A 23,800-nucleotide genomic window follows, 5' to 3' on the forward strand; every position below is an offset into this window, starting at 1 on the left:
GTTTAAATCGGAACAAGAAATATCAGATAATATGATGAAACAAATTATAGATTTATACAATGGAAGGCAATGTAAAAAGAATTTGAAAAATTGTTTTCACAAAACAGTATGATATTGATGTTAAGTTTCTGTGGGTGTACGAATGTCGGCTCAAATAGAAATGAGTATATGTCTAATTGGTTTAAATCGGAACAAGAAATATCAGATAATATGATGAAACAAATTATAGATTTATACAATGGAAGGCAATGTAAAAAGAATTTGAAAAATTGTTTTCACAAAACAGTAAAAAAGACATAGAGGATATAAATAAACAAATTTCTTCTTTCTTCGAATTTATTGATGGAGATATACAAGAATATTCTGGTGATTGTGCATCATCTAGTGAAAATAATAATGGAAATAAACGAATTGAATTAGACGGAATGTATCATATATCAACTTCTAAAAATGAATATTATTTGAATTTTTATATGGTCTATAAAGCTGATGATGTTCCCTCAGATATAGGACTATCCAAAATTGAAATTGCGACTGAACAAACTGTAAACAGGGAAAACTTTATGTGGGATACATCAGAAAACGGAATATTTGTCGTGCGGGAATAAACATAGAATGATATGTTTGAAAGATAAACCAAAACAAAGTTGTGACACATACTTCCTCCTACTTTTTGTTTTTTAGCCATTTAGTTTAATCTGTTTTAATGAGTTATAAATAGAGATACCGTTATTTAAAAGAAAGAATAACGGTATTTTTTAATGCAATTGAAATTTTCAGATTTAGTCAACAAAGAGCTTTTTTCATTCCCTATGTTTATTAAAAGAAGAAAAACAAATTTTTTACAGAAATCTGCAACAAAACAGCTACTTGCGTACAGATATGGTGCGAGAAAAGGAAATCTAACTATTTTTGAAATGGGGTCATAAAATTTTTACTCGGTGTACAGACACGAAGATTAAAAAGAAATTGAAATTATTTTGAAAAATCTGCAACAAAACAAGGTTTCTATTCCTTATATGGAGTGAAGTTGAGGAAATCTAAACTTTTTTTGAAAATAGGTCATTAAATTTTGGCTTGCTGTCCCTATATGAAGTGAAAGACGAAAAAAGTTTTGAAAAAAATGTCGGAAAATCGAGTTAAGCGGACAGTATTATGCAGAAAGAGGAAATCACACTTTATTTCTTGATTTGTATTCAAACAGGCATTAGCTGTTGAGTGTTGATGCGGAAAGAGAAAATTATTTTATCCTCAACTTAACAATTTAAGGTTTCCGTTCCCTATATGGCGTAGAAAGAAAAAAGTTTAAGAAATGTGATACAAATAACGCTATTCTGTCCTGATATGGAGTGAAGAAAATATTTCATTCTATTGTTGGCAGTAACAGTATGGTTGGGTAGTTAGGGTGTGAAAAGAAAAATAATCTTTTTTCATCACCAGCTTAACAAATGTACGTTTGCTATACAGATAGTAGTGAAAAAAGAAAAAATGTTTGAATTTTGGTTACATTTCCTCTCTTTTCCAACGCGGTATATAGGAGAGATGATTTTCTTCTTTCGTGTTCTTTGACAACTGAATAAAGCAGTCTGATACATTAGACAGACAGCGAGCCGTTGGAGCTGATACGCCATGACCTTTTCCCTTTAAAGCGAGCGGAAACTGTCAGCGTCCATGTAAAAGATTTATCCTCTTTTATCGCCATGACCTGTCCTGTCTGATAATGATACTCCCGTACAGCCACAGCTTGAGCGTTCAGAGCGTCGCACGCAATGGGTACGGCTACATAAGAACTATGCAGAGGTGGAACTCCTGTGGGCTATGATAAAAGCCGTCAGACTGTTTAAAAATCAAAAAAGAAAGGAGGTGCAGTTTTATGTATGATTTAAATACACCATTATGGGAACGCTACCTTATGACGATTGAGGAAGCGTCCAGTTATTTCCGTATCGGAGAGAACAAACTCCGCCGTATTGCAAGTGATATAAAGACGAGTGTGTTGTGATGAACGGAAACCGTATGCTGATTAAGAAAAAGAAATTTGAACATATGATTGATAAATTGGAAGAAATCTAATGCAAAAGAGCTTTGTGCATGATATGATACTTATATGTCGTAACAAGGCTCTTTCAGTTTTGAAAGGAGTTTTGAAAGATGTCAGAAAAAAGACGGGATAACAAAGGTCGCATTTTAAGGACTGGAGAGAGCCAAAGGGCAGACGGCAGATATATGTATAAATATGTTAATCGTGCAGGCGAAACAAAGGTTGTGTATTCATGGAAACTGGTGGCTACGGACAGAGTACCGAAAGGAAAGCGTGATGATTTATCTCTTAGGGAAAAGGAACGGGAGATACAGCGTGATTTAGAGGACGGAATAGACACCAAAGGAAAGAAAATGACATTGTGTGAACTATATGCCAAAAAGACGGCACAGAGAATCAATGTCAAGAAGAATACACTAGCAGGGCGAAAATATCTCATGGACGCATTGAAACAGGACAAGCTGGGTTCACGAAGCATAGACAGCATTAAACCGTCAGACGCAAAAGAATGGGCGGTCAGAATGAAAGAAAAGGGCTACGGCTTCAAAACCATTAGTAACTATAAGCGTTCCTTAAAGGCTTCTTTCTATATGGCAATCGAGGACGATTATGTAAGGAAGAACCCTTTTGATTTTCAGTTAAGCGAGGTTATTGATGATGACAGCGAAAGCAGACAGGCATTGAGTGAGGAACAGGAAGAAAAACTGCTGTCCTTTCTCCAGTATGATACGGTGTATCAGAAATATTATGATGATGTGCTGATACTGTTAAAAACAGGCTTACGAATATCTGAATTGTGTGGACTTACTGTACAGGACTTAGATTTTGAAAATCATACACTCAATATCGACCACCAGTTATTACGCAATCAAGAGGGATATTATATAGAAACGCCAAAAACAAAGTGTGGCATACGAAAAGTTCCTATGAGCGAAGAAGCAGGAAAAGCATTTCAAAGAGTGTTGAAACGCAAAAAAACTGGAAAAGGGATTGTAATTGACGGTTACCGCAATTTCCTGTTTCTTAATCAGAAAGGTATGCCTATGACAGCTTGTTACTATACTTCTACATTGAGAAATATAGTAAAGAAATACAATAAGTACCATGATGAACCCTTACCGAAGATAACCCCGCATATATTAAGACATACGTTTTGTACACGATTAGCACAGAAAAACATGAACCCAAAGAACCTGCAATACATTATGGGACATTCCAGCATAATGATAACGCTGAACCTGTACGCCCATGCTTCACAGACAGGAGCAAACATGGAAATGCGAAGTCTGATAGCCTAGTAATTTACTACGAAATTTACTACGATAAAAAGACAAGATATGCAGATTTATGAGTGGTTATAAGAAGTATCTGCCAAAAAGAAAACACCGATAAAGCCTGTAAAATAGGGATATATCGGTGTTATAAGAACTTATGAAAAGATAATTAGAAATTTATTTTATGTTTTTAATAAAAAGAGTAAAATGAAGAGACTTGCAGAAAGATTACAAAGAATGTCTGCGAGGACAGCCGTTACACAGTATGGAAATAACGGTTGCACAAGTTTTGGAGAATAAAAGGATAGAGAGATAAAGTTATGATACAGGACATCGCACCACATCGCTACGACAATACATACCACATTCAGAAACCTGGAGCACAGGACTATGTCTTCTGCATCCAGAGAGGCCGGATTCTTCTGCGTGAGACCGCGGAGGAACATGTGCTTACTATCCCGCGCCGGGAGGAAATTGAGGCGGCAGTTCCGGAACTGATGGATCGGGCGGTCTATCTCTTTTCGGTTGATGAGAAGCCATATTTTCTGGTCAGTGTGCCGGAGAAAGAAGCAGAAGAGATTCTGGCAAAGCTAAAAGAAGGGGCTGGTCAGATGCCTGTTTCGGACAAAAATAATATGGAAGCTGGGAAGACGGATTCTGGTGCACTGGAAGGGGCAGAAAAAGAGTTGGAACAGCTTTACTATGCATGGAAAACGCCGACCGACATCCGTGCGATGGAGCCGATGCACCAGGCATTTGCAGCGATCACGGCGGTGCAGCTGTGGCGCTGGAGACAGAGCCGTCAGTTCTGCGGACGCTGCGGGGCAAAGACGGAGGACAGCAAGATCGAGCGGGCGCTCGTCTGCCCGGTCTGCGGCCAGACGGAATATCCAAAGATCTCCCCGGCAGTCATCGTGGCGATCACGAACGGGGACAAGCTTCTTATGTCGCGTTACCGCGTCAACCACAGTACTTACCGTGGATATGCGCTGATCGCTGGATTTGTCGAGATTGGGGAGACATTTGAAGAGACCGTCCGCCGCGAAGTGATGGAGGAAGTCGGGCTGAAAGTTAAAAATATCCGCTATTTCAAGAGTCAGCCGTGGGCGTTTACTGATACGGAGATGATCGGATTTTTTGCAGAACTGGATGGGGACGATAAGATCCGGCTGCAGGAGGACGAGCTTTCTGAGGCAGGCTGGTATACGCGCGAGGAGATCCCGGATGATGCACGCCTCATCAGTGTCGGAACCGAGATGAAGATGTATTTTAAATACGGTCCGGACTGGGAGAAAAAGTGGCAGGAACACCAGAAATGATGTGTTGATATATCGTTAATGTACACAGGCAGGCACTTTTGGAACCGAAAGTGCCGTAAGAAAACGTGGTGGCAGCAGGAATTTGCCGTATTTAAATGCGGCAAATTCCGTTACTGAGCACGTATGCGTGAACAGTAATGATATATCTCTGAGGAATACTAAGCATTCCTTTTAATTAGTTGACAAACTGAGAATTGGTTGCTATCATTAAGGCTATACGAACAAGACAGAAGATCAAGGTGGGAAGATTGCATGAGCAGAATTGTGTTATCACTGCTGGTAGATAATACTGCCGGCGTTTTAAGCCGTGTGGCTGGACTTTTCAGCCGCCGCGGATATAATATCGAAAGTCTTACAGTTGGCGTGACCGCGGATCCGAGATACTCCCGTATGACGGTTGTATCGCTGGGCGATCATCAGGTTCTGGAGCAGATTCAGAAGCAGCTTGGAAAACTGGAAGATGTACACGACATCAAGGAACTGCGGGAAGGTCATTCCGTATATCGTGAGCTGATGCTCGTCAAGGTGAGGGCAAATGCGAACCAGCGGATGGCGATCAATGCGATTTCCGAGATTTTCCGTGCGTCGATTGTCGATGTGGGAAAAGATTCTGTCACTGTTATGCTGACAGGCGACCAGTCCAAACAGGACGCGCTGATTAATCTTCTGGAAGATTATGAGATTCTGGAATTAGCCAGAACGGGTCTTACAGGTCTTTCCAGAGGCGCGGATGATATCCGCTATCTGCCGTAGTACATCAATTGATAGACTGGATACAAGGCATTCAAGAGGTTTACAAAGTTTGGTCCAAAGACGCACAGAGAGGCGCCGGTCTATGCTTTATAATAAATTTATTTTATTTTTGTTAGATCCAAGGAGGAAATGAAAAATGGCAGCAAAGATTTACTATCAGGAAGATTGTAATTTATCCTTATTAGAAGGACAGAAGATTGCTATTATCGGTTACGGCAGCCAGGGTCATGCACATGCCTTGAACTTAAAAGAGTCCGGATGCGATGTTATCATCGGTCTTTACGAGGGCAGCAAGTCTTGGGCAAAAGCAGAGGCACAGGGATTTAAAGTATACACCGCAGCAGAGGCTGCAAAACAGGCTGATATCATCATGGTCCTGATCAACGATGAGCTTCAGGCAGATATGTACAAGAAAGACATCGAGCCAAATCTGGAAGAGGGCAATATGCTTATGTTCGCTCATGGCTTTAACATCCACTTCGGATGCATCAAACCGCCGAAGAATGTCGATGTAACCATGATCGCTCCGAAGGCACCGGGTCACACTGTAAGAAGTGAGTATCAGGCTGGTAAAGGTACACCGTGCCTGGTAGCAGTAGAGCAGGATTACACAGGCAAGGCACTTGACCGCGCACTGGCTTATGGTCTTGGCATTGGCGGCGCTAGAGCTGGTCTTCTGGAGACTACATTCCGTACCGAGACTGAGACAGACCTCTTCGGTGAGCAGGCAGTTCTTTGCGGCGGTGTTTGCGCTCTGATGCAGGCTGGTTTCGAGACTCTGTGTGAGGCTGGTTATGACCCGAGAAATGCTTACTTCGAGTGTATCCATGAGATGAAGCTGATCGTAGACCTGATTTATCAGTCTGGTTTCGCTGGTATGAGATACTCCATCTCCAACACAGCTGAGTACGGCGATTATGTAACCGGACCGAAGATCGTTACCGTTGAGACAAAGAAAGCTATGAAGAAAATTCTGTCCGATATTCAGGACGGTACCTTTGCAAAAGAGTTCTTACTGGATATGTCCCCGGCAGGTCGTCAGGTACACTTCCAGGCGATGAGAAAGCTTGCTTCCGAGCATCCGTCTGAGAAAGTCGGCGCAGAGATCCGTAAGCTTTACAGCTGGAACAACGAGAACGATAAGCTGATCAACAACTAATCATTTTTCGAATATAGGAAATCTTATACAGGGCTGCTGCAGGTTTGCAGCGGTCCTGTTTTTTGTGTAATAGGAAATTTCTTGGAATTCCCTATTAGACAAAAAGGCACTAACGTGCCAATGATGGGCACCCACGCGAAGATGCAGGTTGTCGCAAGCGACCGCGCTCGGCGCGAGAATGTGCCAGGGCACATTTTTTTTACATGAATGGGAAAGGAAACGCGGATGAAACGCTATGATGACGTAAATATAATCAAGGCATACGCCTGTCTGGCGGTCTTTGGAAGTCACTGGTTCGGTACATTCGGGAGTTGGGGCAGCAATAAGGTAAATGCGCTGATGGAAATAGGACCGCTTCCCCTGTTCCGCTATGGAACTTTCGGGGTTAGTCTTTTTTTGATGATCAGTGGAATGCTGATAGCCGATAAGGTATATTCCGGGCGGTTTACTTCGTGGAGCTTAGAGATCCTGCGCCGCTATCTGAAACTGACCTGCCCGTTGACGGTCACATTTCTGCTGGCATATCTATTTTACCGGAGCGGTCTCTTCTACACAGTGCGGGTTGCGCCGCGTCTGGAAAATGAGTGGTTGAGCAACTTTTACAGCTATCTGCCAGGCGGTCTGAAGGCGATCCGCTATGCCTGGTTTGATACAATCTTCAAGGCGGATTCAACGTACTATGGTCCATCCTGGATGCTGACCTACACTTTCATGGGAAGTATTCTGACTCTTGTACTTTCATCCGCTCCGGGAAGTAGGACCCGCCAGAAAATCCTGATTCTGGCAGGTGTCGCGGCAGTGCTGATCGGATTGAATAGCTTTTATATCTGCCTGCTTCTGGGAAATGGGATCTGTCTGCTGATGCGGGCAGTTGAGAAGTCCATGAAAGAAAGAGAGCGAAAAGAGAATCTGCTTAAAGATGGAGAAGGAAAATATGGCATCTTTGGTGCTGCCCTCTGGATTTTCAGCATCTGGTTCGTTCGAAAATCTTTCTGGATCGGAACCACATTGGGAGCGCATGGATTTCCAGGCGGACTCGGAACCATGGAATTCTATGGTCATGTTGCTGCATTCCTGATGATTTTAGGCTTCCGTCTCTTCTGGCTCGGCGGTCTGGAGACCTGGCTCCCGGAGACCCTCAAAAAAATTATTCTGTGGATCGGCGAGTATAGCATGGGAATCTTCCTGACACACTGGCTTGTGATTGCCAGCTTTTCCTGTTGGTTTTACAGCATTTATTCTGAGGCGGGAGAGAAGCTGGCGATCGGGGTGAATCTGGTACTGAGCTACATTTTAATAGGAATTTGTTCGAAAGTGTATGTCTGGCTGGTAGATGGGAAAATATTTCCATGTGTGTGGAAATGTGCGAAGAATATTTTAAAATAAAATTGAAAAATAGGAACTAAACAGAAAAAGTCCGGCGTATGGAAGTTCGACCACCATGCGCCGGATCTTTTCCCTCCGTGTTGCTAATTAATTCATCATTCCGAACAAAACTGCACAAAATCATTCATCGTCCGCGTCATCGCCGTCGGATGATAAGCAAATCCAATCGTTCGGTTTCGGATTGGCACTTCCAGCGGGAGTTCGATCAGCGAACCATCCTTTAATTCTTCCCGCACGAACTCGCGGATCACACATCCGATTCCGAGTCCCGTTTTGGCAAATTCAATCAGAAGATCCATCGTCGTCGCCTCTAAAATCTGCTTCGGTTCAATTCCGTGCTCTGCAAAGTACGCATCAATGTGGGTGCGCGTCATATTGCTGCGGTCGAGCAGCAGGATTGTCCCGGATTCGAACGGATCGACATCGGCACCTTCGCGGATCCGCAGATTTTCCAGATACGACCGGGTACAGACAAAGGTGTCCTCGATTCGCATGACTGGGAGAAATGAAAGGCTGCGGCGGTTTTTCGGCTCGGCGATCAGACCGATGTCGAGTTTCTGCTGTTCCAGCATCGAGATTGTGCGTGCAGTGTCCTGACTTTCAATCAAAATGCGGACATGCGGGTACTGCGCGATAAATCCCTTTAAATAAGGAAGAAGAATATATTTGCACAGCGTGTTGCTGACGCCGATCTTGAGCTGTCCGATGTGGAGGTTCTGGATCTGTTTTAGCTCATTTTCACCGCGATCCAGTGCTTCAAAGGCGGCTTCCACATGCTGAAATAAGACCTGTCCCTCTGCGGTCAGGGAGACGCCGCGGGAATTGCGGATAAAAAGTGCCATGCCGAGGCTTTCTTCCAGCTTGCTGATTGATTTGCTGATCGCGGGCTGGCTGATAAAAAGTTCCTTGGCGGCGCGGGAAATATTGCCGGCGCGTGCAACGGCGTAGAAAATACGGTACTGGGTTAAATGTTGTTCCATAATACTCCTTTATATCTATAAAGCTACAGTTCACACGTTGTGCAAAATGTGACAGGATTTTGCGGATGCTTCGTATTCCAATCGGAAAAATCGGTGACACTATAACGTTACTGGGCACGTTTTCTTACGGCCCTTTCGGTTCCAAAAGTGCCTACCCGTGAACAGTGACACTATAACTTCGACTCATAGTATCTATTAATAATATATATTTGTATTATAACAGAACCGGTGCTATAATACAAACATAAAAAAGCAAAAGATGGCAGCGGCACCGTTGGAACAGAGTTTTTTCCTATAACAGTAAGGGCATCGGAGCCGTTACCAAGTATGTATATGCAGGAGGAAATAAATCATGGGAATGACAATGACACAGAAGATCCTGGCAGCGCACGCGGGTCTTGCAGAGGTAAAAGCAGGACAGTTGATCGAAGCAGATCTGGATCTGGTTCTTGGAAATGATATCACAACACCGGTAGCGGTCAATGAGATGAAGAAGATGGACAACCAGACGGTATTCAATCATGACAAAATTGCGCTGGTTATGGATCATTTTATCCCGAATAAGGATATCAAGTCGGCGGAAAACTGCAAATGCTGTCGTGAATTTGCCTGTCGTCATGATATCACCAACTATTTTGACGTAGGAGAGATGGGAATCGAGCATGCACTCCTTCCGGAAAAAGGTCTGGTTGTAGCAGGTGATGCAGTCATCGGTGCGGATTCCCATACCTGTACATACGGCGCACTTGGCGCATTCTCTACAGGTGTCGGCAGTACCGATATGGCAGCTGGCATGGTAACCGGTAAGGCTTGGTTCAAGGTACCGTCCGCGATCAAGTTCAACCTGATCGGCAAACCGGCAAAATGGGTCAGTGGTAAAGATGTCATTCTTCACATTATCGGTATGATCGGCGTAGATGGCGCGCTGTACCGTTCCATGGAGTTTGTCGGCGAGGGCATCAAGAACCTTTCCATGGATGACCGTTTCACGATCTGCAACATGGCGATCGAGGCAGGCGGCAAGAACGGTATCTTTCCGGTTGATGAGAAGACCATCGAGTACTTAAAAGAGCATTCTAAACGTGATTTCAAGGTATATGAGGCAGATCCGGATGCAGAGTATGACGAAGAGTACACCATAGACTTATCTGAGTTAAAGCCGACCGTATCCTTCCCACACCTTCCGGAGAATACGAGAACGATCGATGAAGTGGGTGACATTGCGATCGATCAGGTTGTCATTGGCTCCTGTACGAACGGACGTATCGAGGATATGCGTATCGCAGCTGAGATCTTAAAGGGCAGAAAAGTGAAAAAAGGTCTGCGCTGCATCGTGATTCCGGCGACACAGGCGATCTATTTACAGTCCATGAAAGAGGGACTTTTAGAGACCTTCATCGAGGCTGGTGCCGTTGTCAGCACTCCGACCTGCGGTCCGTGCCTGGGCGGTTATATGGGTATCCTGGCAGAAGGCGAGAGATGTGTATCCACGACCAACCGTAACTTCGTTGGACGTATGGGACACGTGGATTCTGAGATTTATCTGGCAAGCCCGGCAGTGGCAGCAGCCAGCGCCATTACCGGAAAAGTGAGCGGACCGGCGGAACTGGGACTGTAATAGGCATAAAAGTTTAGGAATAAGTAAAACGGATGTAACTGTTCAGTAGATCTGCGGGTGACTGTGAAGGTGCTGAACAGTTACAAACGGATATTACGGTTCGGGGAAAGGTTTCCTGCAACCGCAGATGCCGTTTCGTGAATTGGAATAAAATAACAGGATAAATCGCAGGAGGATATAGAAATGAAAGCAAATGGACATGTGTTTAAATATGGAGACAATGTAGATACAGACGTTATCATCCCGGCAAGATACTTAAACTCTCCGGATGGCAACGAGCTGGCAAAACATTGTATGGAAGATATTGATAAAGAGTTTGTAAATAAAGTACAGAAGGGTGATATCATCGTAGCAAATAAGAACTTTGGCTGCGGTTCTTCCCGCGAGCATGCGCCGCTGGCAATCAAGTGTGCAGGTGTAAGCTGTGTTATTGCTGAGACGTTTGCACGTATTTTCTACCGCAACTCTATTAATATCGGTCTGCCGATCATCGAGTGCCCGGAGGCTGCAAAAGCAATCGCGGCTGGTGATGAGGTAGAGGTTGATTTTGACAGCGGTGTGATTACCGATAAAACCACCGGCCAGAGCTTCCAGGGGCAGGCGTTCCCGGAGTTCATGCAGAAGATCATCACAGCCGGTGGACTGGTAAACTATATCAACCAGAAATAAGAGGAGTGCACTAAATTTGTCTCCAGAAAGGATTTAGCTTATGACAAAAACAAACGTAATGCGTCTTTTAGACGCGGCTGGAATCGATTATGAAGCAGGCGAGTATGAAGTAGATGAGGACGACTTATCCGGCAGCCATGCGGCGGATATGATGGGGATGGACCATGACACGATGTTCAAAACGCTCGTTTTAAAGGGCGATAAGAACGGCTATCTGGTCTGCTGTATCCCGGTCGATGAGGAGCTGGACCTGAAAAAGGTGGCAAAGGCTTCCAAGGACAAGAAAGTGGAGATGATCCATATGAAGGAACTTCTTCCGCTGACCGGCTATATGCGAGGTGGTTGTTCCCCGATCGGCATGAAAAAGAAGTTCCCTACTTATATAGAAGAAACAGCGCAGATTTTCGACAAAATCAGCATCAGCGCGGGTCAGAGAGGTGTTCAGGTCATTCTGAATCCGGAGGAACTTGCAAAATATGTGGATGCACAGTTTGTAGCGCTGATCTAGAGTGGTAAAGAGTTTGGGTGGCAGTGATCGGACACCGGACAGTGGATTATATGTGTTGGTTTCACATAATCGGAGTTTGTCTGACACCTTTACAGATACCATGATTGTTCTATTACAGTTGACATAAAAAACAGGCGACTTGATTCGCCTGTTTTTTTGACGGGCAGAATTTAACAGAATTGTAAAAAATTAAAAATTTTATACCAGCCAAAGTTTATAAAAATTGGGAAGAAAAAGCAAAAAAGTTTATAAAATGCTCACATAAATATTAAGGAAAAGTTAAATGAGAACGTGATTTGTCACAAAAATGTAAAAAAGACGTTGACTTTGAAGCCGGAAACCACATATAATGTCTCCCGTCACTTGAAGGAAGCGGCACAGGCAGAGAGGATCTGTCGTAACTGTTCACAGGTAGGAATTTTCTGAACTGAAAATTCCGTACGATACAGTTCTGGCAGCAGATTTTGCCGATTTGGAATGCGCAGCATCGGCAAAATCCCGTTGCTGGGCACACGTGTGTGAACAGTAACGATCTGTCCTTAGCTGTCAGAAAAAATCAGACAGCCAAAGAAGATGCCGCAGATGTTAAATGGCAGTCAGACCGGTTTTGGGAGGACTGCACTGATAGAAAGAGGAGAGTGTATGCCAAGCATTGACACATTTCTTCAGACTGCTTATCAGTTTATAAAGGCATTATTTGTCCGTGTGACAAAAAGGATGTACCGGACCGCAGCCGTATTGATGACGGGGGCAGCGGTTGTGACGGTGATAGCATTTAATTCGGTCAGTTTTGGCGGCGTTGGCAAAAATGCAGCCTCGGCACACCGGGAATATCCGGATGATGTGGAACTGACAGAAATGCTGCAGTCAGAAGAAACGACAGAGACAGAGAGCTTATCAGAATTTACGATTCTCGCCTCCAACGAGGAAAGTCAGCATCTACTTGGACAGAGACTGGAGCAGGGGATTCAGGATGAACTTGCGAAGGAAGCTCTGGAAGTAGAGGTAATCGAACGAGAAGTACGAATGCAGACCCAGCAGGCGGCGCAGGAAGCAGAAGAACGGGAGCGCCGGGAACGCGCAGTCATCTCTTACAGCGATGAAGATTACAGTGTTCTGCAGAAAATTGTGCAGGCGGAGGCGGGTGTGTGCGACGACAGGGGAAAGATACTGGTTGCAAATGTAATCATCAACCGGGTGAAAAACAAGAAATTCCCGAACAGCGTTAAAGCCGTTGTGTACGAACCATCCCAGTTCTCACCGGTACTGGATGGAACGATCAACAGCTGTAAGGTAACGCAGCAGACAATTGACTGCGTCAACCGTGCACTGGAAGGCGAGGATTACTCGGGCGGCGCCCTGTACTTCATGAACCGCGGAATCTCTGCTTCCTCCAATGTACGCTGGTTCGATGGCAAGCTGACCTATGTCATGCAGCATGGTGGACATGAATTTTACAAATAAAGAGTGAAACACGTTACTGTTCACGGGTAGGCACTTTTGGAACCGAAAGTGCCGTAAGAAAACGTGGTGGCAGCAGAAATTTGCCGTATTTAAATGCGAAGCCACGGCAAATTCCGTTGCTGGGCACGTATGCGTGAACAGTAACTGAAACGCAGAAAAGAAAGATGGCTGGAGAAAAGTTGTCTTTCTTTTTTGCGTAAAATGTATTAGAATGGTCGTAAGCAATGAAAACGTAGTTTTTTCAAGCTGGTGTGCTGCGGAGTAATGCACCGCGGACTACAATAAGGAGAACGAACCATATGAACCATATCATACTATTTGACCTCGACGGAACCCTTACAGATCCGAAGGAAGGCATCACAAAGTCTGTCCAGCATGCGCTGCAGGCGTACGGGATCGATGAGCCGGATCTGGATAAACTGTGTCCGTTCATCGGACCGCCGCTGTCGGACAGTTTTAAAGAATATTACGGATTCAGCGAAGCGCAGGCGCGCGAAGCGATCGGCTATTTCCACGAATATTTTACGAAACAGGGAATGTTTGAAAATAAAGTTTATCCGGGAATTCGGGAGATGCTGACACGTTTAAAGGATGCCGGTCTTACGCTGGCGGTGGCAACTTCAAAGCCGGAACCGTTTGCTATTCAGATTCTGGAGCATTTTGATCTGCTTTCCTACTTTACCCTGGTTGGCGGGGCGGATATGGAGGAGATCCGGGTTCGCAAAGGCGATGTGATTGCCTACACGCTGGACCGTCTGGGAACAACACCGGAGGAATCGAAGGTTATCATGGTGGGCGACCGGAAACACGATATTATCGGGGCGCATGAAAATCAGCTCCCATGTGCGGCAGTGCTGTATGGATATGGTTCCCGGGAAGAATTTACGGAAAATGGGGCAGACTACCAGATTGAGACGGTGGAAGAGCTGGGAGATTTCCTGATGAAGTGGGGAGAAGTATAAAAGACAAAAAAGAGCTTCTTAAAAGAGATAGAGAGATGGATAACCTGAACAGTAACAACCTGACCGCATTATCAGAAAATGGAACTTGAAAAAACATCCGACTTGCGGTATAATAGCCGTATCAAAAGAGAATATTTGTAATTCCTGGGATGCTCGACAACTCTTGCTTTTTTTGAACCTACATTTTGACTAACGGGATTCCGATATTTTTAGATGGATGTCAGGCCTCCTCTCGAGTGGAAGACAGAAATCTAAGTGAGGTTGCCCACCTAGCAGCGCTAGGCGTCAATATGGTAAGAGCCGGCATTTTGGGGTTACAAAGGATAAAAGCAGCGAGCAATCGCTGCTTTCTCTGTAAAAGAAAGTGTGTAAAGAAAATGTAACATTTTCCAGAAGCACATTGTAAAATCAGAAAAGAGGAACGGATAAGAACATAAGTATGGAAAAAAGAGATTTCAAAGAATACATTTATATGGGGATGACGGCAGTTTCGGTGATTGCGGTCTGCATACTGCTCTGGTTCAGCATCCAACACTGGGATGTGGTGTCGGCGGGCACCCGCAAGGTTGTGAAAATCCTCGCGCCGATTCTCTGCGGTGCGGTGCTGACGTATCTGACCGCCCCGGCATATAACTGGGTAGCAGGGATCGTGGAAAAGACCCTTGGCTCTGTCACTAAGAATTCCAAATACGTTCGTGGTGCAGCCGGATGCTTGCGACGGCAGCCTGTCTGGGGCTGGTTATTGTGCTTGTGGTAGGGATGTTCCAGCTTATGATCCCGCAGCTGATCGAGAGTTTGATCGGCATTCAGGATTCATTTCCGCTGTATGTGCAGAATGTGTATGAATGGATTCAGCGTATTTTGAAAAATAATCCGGAGATCGAAAATATGGTTCTGAGCAGTTTTGAAAATAATCTGGCAGTTTTTCAGAACTGGGCGGAGAAATCGTTTACCAACATTGATATGCACCGGATTGGACAGATCGTGACAGGCCTTTCCAGCAGCGTGCTGGGTGTCCTGGAATTTATCAAAAACTGGCTGATCGGTCTGATCGTCATGGTGTATCTGCTAAATATCAAAGATACACTGGCAGCACAGGGAAAGAAGATTGTTTATGGTTGCCTGAATCTAAGACAGGCGAATCTGGTAATCGAGGAGCTCCGGTTTATCAATCAGATGTTCGGCGGCTTCATCATCGGCAAGCTGGTGGATTCCCTCATTATCGGTATTATCTGTTTCATCGGTGTGACGATCTTAAATATGCCGTTCCCGATGCTTTTGAGCGTCATTATCGGTGTGACGAATGTGATACCTTTTTTTGGACCGTTCATCGGTGCGATACCTGCAGCGTTCCTGGTATTCTTAGTCAGTCCGCTCCAGTGTGTGTATTTCCTCATCTGGATTCTGCTTCTGCAGCAGTTTGACGGCAATATTCTGGGACCGAAGATCCTGGGCAATTCGACAGGACTTTCGAGTTTCTGGGTACTGTTTTCGATTCTCTTCTTTGGCGGACTCTTTGGTTTCGTCGGCATGATTATCGCAGTACCGGCATTTGCGGTTATTTATGACTTGATCTCCCGCGCGGTGCACCGGTCGCTGCGGCTTCGGAAATTGCCGATGGAGACAGACGAATACCGGAAGTTAGACCACATTGATGAGAAAACAGGAACGTTTATGGAGTTAAATAAAAAGTGACTGTGAATGAGAAAGGACAGTTAAAAAATAAAGGCGGCTGGAGAAATATGGAAAAGAAAACAGGCAGATCGCGAAAGGCAGTACAGTCTCTGAAACCTAAAAAGCTGGTTTACTGGGCAGTGGCGATTCCGGCTTTTCTGGCACTCCTGCTCTTTGCAATTGTATTTTTGGATCACTCGGATAATGATATTTCACGCGCCATGGCATCGAAAGCTATGGCGTTATCATTTGCAGACCGGGACGACATCGTTGCGTCGCAGGGAGAACACGGAAGCCATTTTGGAACGCCGGATCAGGATGAATGGTATGCCAAATATATTGACTATATGATTGAGGAAGGCTATCTGGAGCCGGGAGACGAGAAGATAAGTAAAAGCTACGCGATGGGCGCACTGACCTATGGCGAAGCGGCATATGCGGCAGATCGCGTTTCAAAAGGGCTTTCGAGCGCCCTGAATGTATCTAAAAATAAATATAAAAAGGCAATGCCGAAGGAAGAATGGTGGCGGTTTTATGAGTCATTCTTAAAAAAGGCAGATTCGGAAAACGCGGTCAAAAAACAGAAGCTGGTGCTTTATGGAACACCGAAAAATGTGAAGGAAGCAGCGGCATGGACGGCATATACGGATCAGGGAACGATGAATTTTGAGGGCGTGTCGCTGGATGCCTGCATCGATCGGAAGATCGAGGTCTATGAGCGTGATGGTTCGATCATCACGCTGTGCGGCGTACAGTCTGAAAAAGTTACATATAAGAATGTCTGGATCGTTCCGGGAGAATCGGGTGGGATGGATGTGTATATTGGCACGATCGTCCGGACATTTCCAGAGGAAGAAAAGCTCAAGGATCGTACCGATGGCGTGCTGGCGGATGTCGAGCTGGATAAGGGCAAGATCCGCAAGCTGTCGCTCAAGGAAGATATGATCGAAGGAAAGGTACTCTCGGTCAAGGATGATACGATCGAGATTGACGGGTACGGAACGCTGAAACTGGACGATGATTTTAAAGTATATAAAACATATGGAGTCGTCAAGGAGCAGAAAAAGCGGGATGTGCTGGTCGGCTATGATCTGGGAAAATTTGTCGTGGCTGGCAAAAAGGTTTGCGCAGCACTCTTAAATCATGATTTTTCAGCGACGAACATCCGCGTGCTGATCATGAATGATGATTATTCCTCCTTGTTTCACACGAAGGTGGTACTCCAGTCGGACAGCACGATGCATGTGACCTGGGGCGAATCAGAGGAGACTTTGAGCCCGGGAACGAAATTGTCCGTGAGTCCTGGCGATGACCGTCTGAAAGAAGGGCGCATGACGATCACGCTGGAAGACCCGCAGAAGGAGATCCGCATCCTGAGTACCAAGCGGGCGCAGGGAACGCCGTCGTATTTCGGCAGCTTCGAGTTGAGCGAGGAGTCGGATGGGCTGCTTCTGATCAATGAGCTGGACGTCGAAGATTACCTGACACGCGTAGTGCCGAGCGAGATGCCATCTAATTATGAGCTGGAGGCGCTCAAGGCGCAGGCAGTTTGCGCACGGACGTATGCCTACCGGCAGATCAAGGCGAATGCATACAGCCGTTACGGCGCACACGTTGATGACAGCACGAACTATCAGGTGTACAATAATACAGAGAGCAGTGAGCGGACGAATCTGGCAGTCAAGGAGACGGACGGGAAGATTGTATATTACAACGATACCCCGGCGGAAACGTATTATTTTTCAACTTCCTGCGGATATTCTACCGATGGAACGATCTGGGGCGCCAGCAAAGACGAGGTTCCGTATCTGAAAGGGATCGGTTTGACGGAAAAGAAGAAGATTCCGGATTTGACGGACAACGACACATTTCTCAAGTTTATCCAGGGACAGGGTGAGCAGAATTATGATTCCTCGTTCCCGATGTACCGCTGGAAAACAACGATCACGAATAAGAAGCTGCAGCAGAAGGTAGATACCATCGGCGAGATTCAGGGTATTTTTGTGACTTCCCGCGGTACGGGTGGCATCGCCCAGACGGTGCAGATCGTCGGAAGCGAGGGAAGCAAGACACTGAAAGGTCAGAGTCAGATCCGGAGTGTCCTCGGCTCGGAATCACTCGTTTATAAGAAAAATGACGGAACCGAACTGACAGGATGGAGTACGCTACCGAGTGCCTTTTTCTCGGTGGATGAAACTGCCAGGGATGAGGAAAAAGACATCCGCACATTTACCATCTGGGGCGGCGGCTACGGTCACGGAGTCGGCATGAGCCAGAACGGCGCACAGGAGATGGCGCGCGAAGGCAAGAATTATGAAGAGATTCTGATGTTCTTTTATGATGGGGTTGAAATCGGGATTGTGAGGAAGATTAGATTTAGAAGATGGCTGCGCTGAAAGGGCACGGTCAGGATTCCTCCCCAAATGATAAGAGTGTGTGATTGGGGTAAATTAGAAAAAATTCAGGTATTATGTATTATTAAGTAGAAAAGAGACGCATTCGTAAAATGAAAGAAGCGTCTCTTTTTCTGTTGCTTGTATGGATTTCAAGGATGAAGCAGTTATACTGTGTGACGGACTATTTGCGGTACAAATATTTTGGAAGTCCGTTTTCCATAATATGGGAAACGTCCCCTTGGATCAGCGGCTGCGAGTAAGCCAGGAAATCATCGCTGACATCGGTACCGTTTTTCGTGATCCACTCAGCAGGTACTTTCTTTTCCTGATTGCAGATCAGATTGACATCCTTGAGAACTGGATGAATTTTATATACAGTGTTACGATGTTTTACGCATGAAGCGGATGCTGCGCCTAAGTCTGCAGCGTTTGAAACGGCAGCAGCTGCATGAACAGGTTCAGAAGCAGCTGTATCAGTCTCACGCTCAAATGCGACCATCTGTCCAGTGTGACCGTCCAGGGCTGCCTGGACGCCGAAACGACCTGCCATTTCAGCCTCGTTTAAATCAGTACCGGAAACGGTGAGACCGGAGCAGCGCTGGTTGACGTTGAGCTCGACCGAGCGGACCTTGACGCCGAACTGGTTGCGGACATAATTTTCCAGAATTTTTCCGCATCCGGCTAACATTTTGTGACCGAAGGTGTCGACCTGGGCTTCGGTTGAATATTCGCAGATAAAACGACCGCCGTGGTCGCGGATGCCCTCGGAGACGCAGACGATGACATTCGCTGTCTTTTCAAACGCTTTCTTTAAGTCGTCATTAAATTGTGCCAGCTCAAATGGAGCTTCCGGCAGATAGATTAAGAGCGGATTGTCACCGGCTTCCTTGCGTGCTAAGGCAGAGGCAGCCGTCAGCCATCCGGCATGGCGTCCCATGATCTCAACGATGGTGACCGATTTCTGCTGATAGACAGAGGCGTCCAGCGCAATTTCACGGACGGATGCAGCGACATAGCGGGCAGCGCTGCCGTATCCCGGCGTGTGATCGGTCAGGACGAGATCGTTGTCGATCGTCTTGGGAATGCCGATAAAGCGGATCGGGCTTTTGATCTGCGCCGCATAGCGGGAAAGCTTGCTGACGGTGTCCATCGAGTCGTTGCCGCCGATGTAAAAGAAATAGCCGATGTCCAGCCGCTCCAGTTTTTCAAAGAGGACGCGGTAGAAGCTGTCGGAGAGGTTCTCAGGGAGTTTAAAACGGCAGGAACCCAGATACGCCGCCGGAGTCAGGCGAAGAAGTTCCAGATCGTCATCGGAGAGTGTTTCTGAAAGGTTCATATAAGAATCCGCGAGAAAGCCCTCGATTCCATTGATCATACCGTAGACGCAGCCAACAGCATCGCTGTGGCGCGCACCTTCGCAGATAACGCCGTAAAGGCTCCCGTTGATAACCGCGGTCGGTCCGCCGGACTGTCCGACTAAGATGTTTTTCTTGTTCATAAGGTAAATCTCCTTTTTGTGAGGTAAGTACAAGGTTTATGGTATAAAAAGTTTTAGATCAATATAAAAATGTACATAAAATGATTTGCTGGAGTTGTATTTTTCATAGAGGTAAAAATAAATTAAAAAGTACAACTCAAAACGTATCTATTGTAGCGGAAAGAGAGGAAGAAAGCAAGAGAAAAAGGCATATATGATAAATAATATGAAAAGCGGATACTCGGGAAGTAGATAAAGGGCTTATAAAAATTAGGAGATTGATGTATAGAATAGCAGAAACGGGTCATACTGTTAGTATCACAAAAGAGAAATTTTTGAATACTTATCCTCCCCTTTTTAATACCCTGTTCGTTGGCTTTGTGCAGCGGACGGGGTGTTTTTTGTTTCATAGGAAATTACCGAAAAGCCTTTTTTAACAGGAAAACCGCGAATTTTAACCCAGATTAGCTTGCAGAGAAATGGAAGCTGCCGCTCAATCATCTATTTTTGATAATGATTTTGCAACAGCCTCTTTGTTCTTGTGATTAAAAGTATTTCCGATTCCCCCACAAATTTGCCTTTTTCAGATCCAGATACTCATTGTAGGCTTTTTCCAGGATCTGTTTTTCGTTGGAAAATTTCAGAAGGTGGTAGGCTTCGTAAAATTTGTAGTAGCCGGAATCGACGAAGTATTCTTCGCGCTGCGGCTTGCTGTAGTAGCTGTCCGCCATCATCAGATACCAGTGCACGGTCTTTTCGATGGTATCCTGAGGGGTGTTGAAGGTGTACTGGCTTTTGCCAATGTACTTGATGATGGAGGCGGCGACGCCAGTCTCCTCATGAACCTCCCGGAGGGCGGTCTGCTTGAAGTCTTCGCCCGGTTCTACGGTTCCTTTGGGAAGAACCCAGCCTTCGTATTTGTTCCGGTAGTTTTTGTAAAGAACGAGTAATTTTCCCCGAAATATAACCACACCGCCGCAGCTCGTTGCTTCGATCATCTGCAATCCCTCCTGTCCTGGTGTGTGCATGGAAGTTGATTCGTGGCGTATATCCGTGTGCCGGGAACCAGCTTTATGCATATGATTTATACTGGTTTTAGTATACCGCGTTTTGCATGATTATGCAAGATTGGAAAGTCACATAAGGCATCATGAGAAAATCCTGTTACAGTTTGCACAATGTGTGAACTGTAAAAAATCATAAGAAAGATATAAGAAACAGAAGAAAGAAAATCTGGTATGATGAAGATGGAAATGGCTCATATTACAAAAGAATGCAGGCATATGTGCAGCGGAACCTAAAAAATACACAGAATTTGGATGATAGAATTACGAAAAAAAGACAGGAGGCAGGAAAATGGCACAGACAGAACAGAAGAATCAGAATGTAAAAAAACAGTTTGAGGAGCTGCAGTCTCTTTTGGAGCGGGCGATGGCGCTTCAGACGTCGATGGTTTTGTTTGAGTGGGATGATGAGACGCTGGCACCGAAGGGTGCAGCGGAGCATACCGCGCGGGTGATAGGTTCACTTTCGGAGCAGTATCAGGAGATTCTGGCGTCAATGCGTTTTAAGGAGCTGCTGGATGCCTGCCAGAAAGCAGAAAAAGAGAATGCGGGCGTATTTGATGAGGTGCAGTCGGCAATTCTCCGGGAAGCAGCCGAGGAGCAGGAGCGGCTTTCCTGCATTCCGCCGGAGGAATACCGTGCGTATGCAGAACTTACGGCGCGTGCGACGGGAATCTGGACGCGTGCGCGAGAGAAAAATGATTTTGCTTCATTTGCCCCTGTTTTGAAGGAGATTATTTCCTATCAGAAGAAATTTGCGGCGTACCGGGCAAAGCCGGGACAGAAGCTTTACGATGTGATGCTGGATACCTACGAAAAAGGTTTTAATATGGAGATGTTAGATCCATTTTTTGAGCTGATGAAAGGGAAAATCGTGCCGCTTTTGAAAGAATCGGCAGAGCGCTCGAAGACGGTTCCGGACGCCTTTTTATCCGCAGATTATCCGGAGGCGGCGCAGGCAGAGGCGGCGCGTTTCCTAGCAGAGTATGAGGGCTTTGATTTTGACCGGGGAGTACTGGCACTCAGCGCCCATCCGTTTACGACGAATCTGCACAATCATGATGTACGGATCACGACGCATTATCAGAAACGGATTGATTCTTCGATTTTTTCCGTGCTGCATGAGACGGGACATGCTATCTATGAATTTGGCATCCGGGATGACCTGACACAGACGCTGGTGGGGCAGGGAACTTCGATGGGAATGCATGAATGCCAGTCCCGTTTCTTTGAAAATATCGTGGGGCGCAGCCATGCATTCTGGAAACCGATTTATGGAAAAGTGGCGCAGATGTTTGGAAGCCCGCTGACGGAGACGAGTCTGGAGGATTTTCTGGCGGCGGTTAATAGAACCGTTCGGGGGCTGATCCGGACGGAAGCGGATGAGCTTTCTTATCCGCTGCATGTGCTGGTGCGCTATGAAATTGAGAAAATGCTGATTGAGGAGGATCTGGAGGTGGAGAAACTGCCGCAGATCTGGAATGATAAGTATGAAGAATACCTGGGAGTACGCCCGTCCACGGATCGGGAGGGCGTACTGCAGGATATTCACTGGTCACAGGGATCGATCGGCTATTTTCCGTCCTATGCATTAGGAAATGCCTTTGGCGCGCAGATTTATCACCAGATGAAGAAGAAATTGCCGGTAGAAAAACTACTGGAGGCTGGAAACCTGGGAGAAATCCGCGAATATCTGCGGAAAAATATTCACCAGTATGGCAAATTGAAGGACAGCCGTCAGATCCTGCGCGATATGACGGGGGAAGATTTTAATCCGTCATATTATGTGGCATATCTGGAAGAGAAGTATGGACGGCCGGAAAAAGAGCAGTAAGGCGGTCGATCTGTTCTTTCTTGAATTCCAGAGAGGAATGAAAATAGTATTCAAGCGTGACTTTCAAATCGGAGTGTCCCAGAATTTCGCTGAGCGTTTTGGGATCCATGCCATTTGTGATACAGCGGGTGGCAAACGTGTGCCGGATTGCATGAAAATTCAGATAGCGCAGTCCGGCTTGTGATAGAATGCGCTGGTAGTGATTCTGGAAGGTTCGCGGATCCATCGGGGAGCTGGCAGATTGTGACAGCAGAAAATAATCCGGGTGTTCCGGATGAGAATATGGCTGTAGGATCGGCAGAAGGAAAGCGGGCAGGGGAACCAAACGGTTGGAGGAGATGCTTTTGGGACCGGATAAAATGAGTTCTGATTTATGGGTTGTGTCAAGGCGCGTCAGGCGCTGCACCGTGTGTCGGACATGGAGATAGCGATCGGAAAAATGAATATTTTCCCAACGCAGGGCGCAGAGTTCTCCAACCCGCAGCCCTGTATAGAGTCCCAGATAGATGACGGCTTCGGAGACTCCTGTATGGGCAGTTAGATAGTGTTCGAGCTGTTCCTGTTCCTGAAGGGTAAAAACAGGTACTTCAGGGCGCTTTTTTGGAAGACGGGGCGGGAGATAGAGAATGCCGTTTGTCTGCCCGGTTTCATAGGAAAGACGCAGAATGGAGTTGACGAGCAGAAGAATACAGCGGATAGTTCCGTTCCCAAGCGGATGCAGGGAATCCGGGGATAAAAGGGAATTGCGGAATGTCTGAAGCATAGGCAGATCGACCTTTGAAAGCTGGATGGATCTAAAATAAGGGGAGATATAACGGTCTGCCAGATGCCGGTATTTCACATAGGTAGACAGGCTCGCGCCTGTTTCTGCTTTTCCAGCCAGATGGAAAGAAGATCGTTAAAGTACATTGTTTCGTTTTTCATGATGAAACCTCCTGTATAAAAAATAGTTGTCGTGGACAATCGTTATTTTACAGGCAGATATGCAGAAGAAATATGTGACTGCTTATAGCGGAGGGTTTTAAAATGAGATGTGTCTATATGATGACTGACGAAAATATTACAGCAAATGCTGACAAGAAGATTCTTTTTTGGTATAATGAGACAGAATATGTACATGACTGAGAAGAAAGTCTATATCGAAGGTGCCGGTCAGGCGCTATTTAGGGATAAACGACATATTTTATAGAAGATTCTATTTTGAAGAATCAATAGATTTATC

19 protein-coding genes, 1 other RNA gene and 1 pseudogene are annotated in these 23,800 nt (G+C 45.7%); 17 read left to right on the forward strand and 4 right to left on the reverse strand.

Going from position 1 to position 23,800, the window contains the following annotated elements:
• The first annotated feature begins 269 nt into the window (after window positions 1-269).
• From DW085_RS00005 to DW085_RS00040, 7 genes and pseudogenes are all read left to right on the forward strand, one after another.
• Complete coding sequence (locus tag DW085_RS00005) at window positions 270-608, forward strand: DUF5104 domain-containing protein (protein ID WP_118490574.1); 339 nt, start codon at window positions 270-272, stop codon at window positions 606-608.
• 1,265 nt (window positions 609-1,873) lie between these two features.
• Window positions 1,874-2,073, forward strand: a pseudogene (locus DW085_RS00015) (excisionase).
• 78 nt (window positions 2,074-2,151) lie between these two features.
• Complete coding sequence (locus DW085_RS00020) at window positions 2,152-3,339, forward strand: site-specific integrase (protein WP_117459754.1); 1,188 nt, start codon at window positions 2,152-2,154, stop codon at window positions 3,337-3,339.
• Window positions 3,340-3,635: 296 nt separating this feature from the next.
• A complete protein-coding gene (gene nudC, locus DW085_RS00025; RefSeq protein WP_118293251.1) occupies window positions 3,636-4,634 on the forward strand; it encodes an NAD(+) diphosphatase in 999 nt (332 codons plus the stop codon).
• Window positions 4,635-4,886: 252 nt separating this feature from the next.
• Window positions 4,887-5,387, forward strand: a complete 501-nt coding sequence (gene ilvN / locus DW085_RS00030; protein WP_022360536.1) for an acetolactate synthase small subunit — start codon at window positions 4,887-4,889, stop codon at window positions 5,385-5,387.
• Window positions 5,388-5,523: 136 nt separating this feature from the next.
• The gene (gene ilvC, locus DW085_RS00035) at window positions 5,524-6,546 is read left to right on the forward strand and encodes a ketol-acid reductoisomerase (protein ID WP_118490576.1); all 1,023 of its coding nucleotides are present in this window, start codon (window positions 5,524-5,526) and stop codon (window positions 6,544-6,546) included.
• A 225-nt stretch (window positions 6,547-6,771) separates the two neighbouring features.
• Complete coding sequence (locus tag DW085_RS00040; protein WP_182430720.1) at window positions 6,772-7,932, forward strand: acyltransferase family protein; 1,161 nt, start codon at window positions 6,772-6,774, stop codon at window positions 7,930-7,932.
• 95 nt (window positions 7,933-8,027) lie between these two features.
• On the opposite strand, the gene DW085_RS00045 is transcribed toward DW085_RS00040, so the two are convergent.
• Window positions 8,028-8,912: a LysR family transcriptional regulator gene (locus tag DW085_RS00045; protein ID WP_118468057.1), complete on the reverse strand. Its 885-nt coding sequence runs from the start codon at window positions 8,910-8,912 to the stop codon at window positions 8,028-8,030.
• A 352-nt stretch (window positions 8,913-9,264) separates the two neighbouring features.
• Here DW085_RS00045 and leuC point away from each other — a divergent pair, with 352 nt between their 5' ends.
• The 9 genes from leuC (at window position 9,265) to DW085_RS00085 (ending at window position 18,203) form a co-directional block, all read left to right on the forward strand.
• Window positions 9,265-10,530, forward strand: a complete 1,266-nt coding sequence (gene leuC / locus DW085_RS00050; RefSeq protein ID WP_022359392.1) for a 3-isopropylmalate dehydratase large subunit — start codon at window positions 9,265-9,267, stop codon at window positions 10,528-10,530.
• 183 nt (window positions 10,531-10,713) lie between these two features.
• Complete coding sequence (gene leuD, locus DW085_RS00055; protein WP_022359393.1) at window positions 10,714-11,199, forward strand: 3-isopropylmalate dehydratase small subunit; 486 nt, start codon at window positions 10,714-10,716, stop codon at window positions 11,197-11,199.
• 40 nt (window positions 11,200-11,239) lie between these two features.
• Complete coding sequence (gene ybaK, locus DW085_RS00060; protein ID WP_117796452.1) at window positions 11,240-11,707, forward strand: Cys-tRNA(Pro) deacylase; 468 nt, start codon at window positions 11,240-11,242, stop codon at window positions 11,705-11,707.
• 642 nt (window positions 11,708-12,349) lie between these two features.
• Window positions 12,350-13,171, forward strand: coding sequence for a cell wall hydrolase (locus DW085_RS00065; RefSeq protein WP_022359395.1), 822 nt, complete (start codon window positions 12,350-12,352; stop codon window positions 13,169-13,171).
• Between the two features lie 299 nt (window positions 13,172-13,470).
• Window positions 13,471-14,133, forward strand: a complete 663-nt coding sequence (locus DW085_RS00070) for an HAD family hydrolase (protein ID WP_117796453.1) — start codon at window positions 13,471-13,473, stop codon at window positions 14,131-14,133.
• Window positions 14,134-14,271: 138 nt separating this feature from the next.
• Window positions 14,272-14,452: non-coding RNA, 6S RNA (gene ssrS / locus DW085_RS00075), on the forward strand.
• 120 nt (window positions 14,453-14,572) lie between these two features.
• Window positions 14,573-14,890: a hypothetical protein gene (locus DW085_RS20295; protein WP_347474924.1), complete on the forward strand. Its 318-nt coding sequence runs from the start codon at window positions 14,573-14,575 to the stop codon at window positions 14,888-14,890.
• Window positions 14,842-15,828 carry an AI-2E family transporter gene (locus tag DW085_RS00080; protein ID WP_347474925.1) on the forward strand — a complete coding sequence of 329 codons (987 nt, stop codon included), beginning with the start codon at window positions 14,842-14,844 and terminating at the stop codon, window positions 15,826-15,828. The genes DW085_RS20295 and DW085_RS00080 overlap by 49 nt, the downstream gene beginning before the upstream one ends.
• Before the next feature lie 47 nt (window positions 15,829-15,875).
• A complete protein-coding gene (locus tag DW085_RS00085; RefSeq protein ID WP_243033864.1) occupies window positions 15,876-18,203 on the forward strand; it encodes a SpoIID/LytB domain-containing protein in 2,328 nt (775 codons plus the stop codon).
• A gap of 181 nt (window positions 18,204-18,384) precedes the next feature.
• Here the strand turns inward: DW085_RS00085 and DW085_RS00090 are convergent, their stop codons facing one another.
• Window positions 18,385-19,701 (reverse strand): 6-phosphofructokinase, encoded by a 1,317-nt coding sequence (locus DW085_RS00090; RefSeq protein ID WP_118490580.1) that lies wholly within the window; start codon window positions 19,699-19,701, stop codon window positions 18,385-18,387.
• A 524-nt stretch (window positions 19,702-20,225) separates the two neighbouring features.
• Window positions 20,226-20,678: an NUDIX hydrolase gene (locus tag DW085_RS00095; protein ID WP_022358438.1), complete on the reverse strand. Its 453-nt coding sequence runs from the start codon at window positions 20,676-20,678 to the stop codon at window positions 20,226-20,228.
• Between the two features lie 358 nt (window positions 20,679-21,036).
• Between DW085_RS00095 and DW085_RS00100 the strand changes: the two genes are divergently transcribed.
• Window positions 21,037-22,578: a carboxypeptidase M32 gene (locus DW085_RS00100; RefSeq protein ID WP_118490582.1), complete on the forward strand. Its 1,542-nt coding sequence runs from the start codon at window positions 21,037-21,039 to the stop codon at window positions 22,576-22,578.
• Here DW085_RS00100 and DW085_RS00105 read toward each other — a convergent pair.
• Window positions 22,514-23,419 (reverse strand): site-specific integrase, encoded by a 906-nt coding sequence (locus tag DW085_RS00105; protein WP_118490584.1) that lies wholly within the window; start codon window positions 23,417-23,419, stop codon window positions 22,514-22,516. The two genes, DW085_RS00100 and DW085_RS00105, sit on opposite strands and share 65 nt — an antisense overlap.
• Window positions 23,420-23,800 lie beyond the last annotated feature (381 nt).

The sequence above is a fragment of the Clostridium sp. AF50-3 genome (assembly GCF_003477445.1).
GTDB classification, from domain to species: Bacteria; Bacillota; Clostridia; order Lachnospirales; family Lachnospiraceae; genus Otoolea; species Otoolea fessa.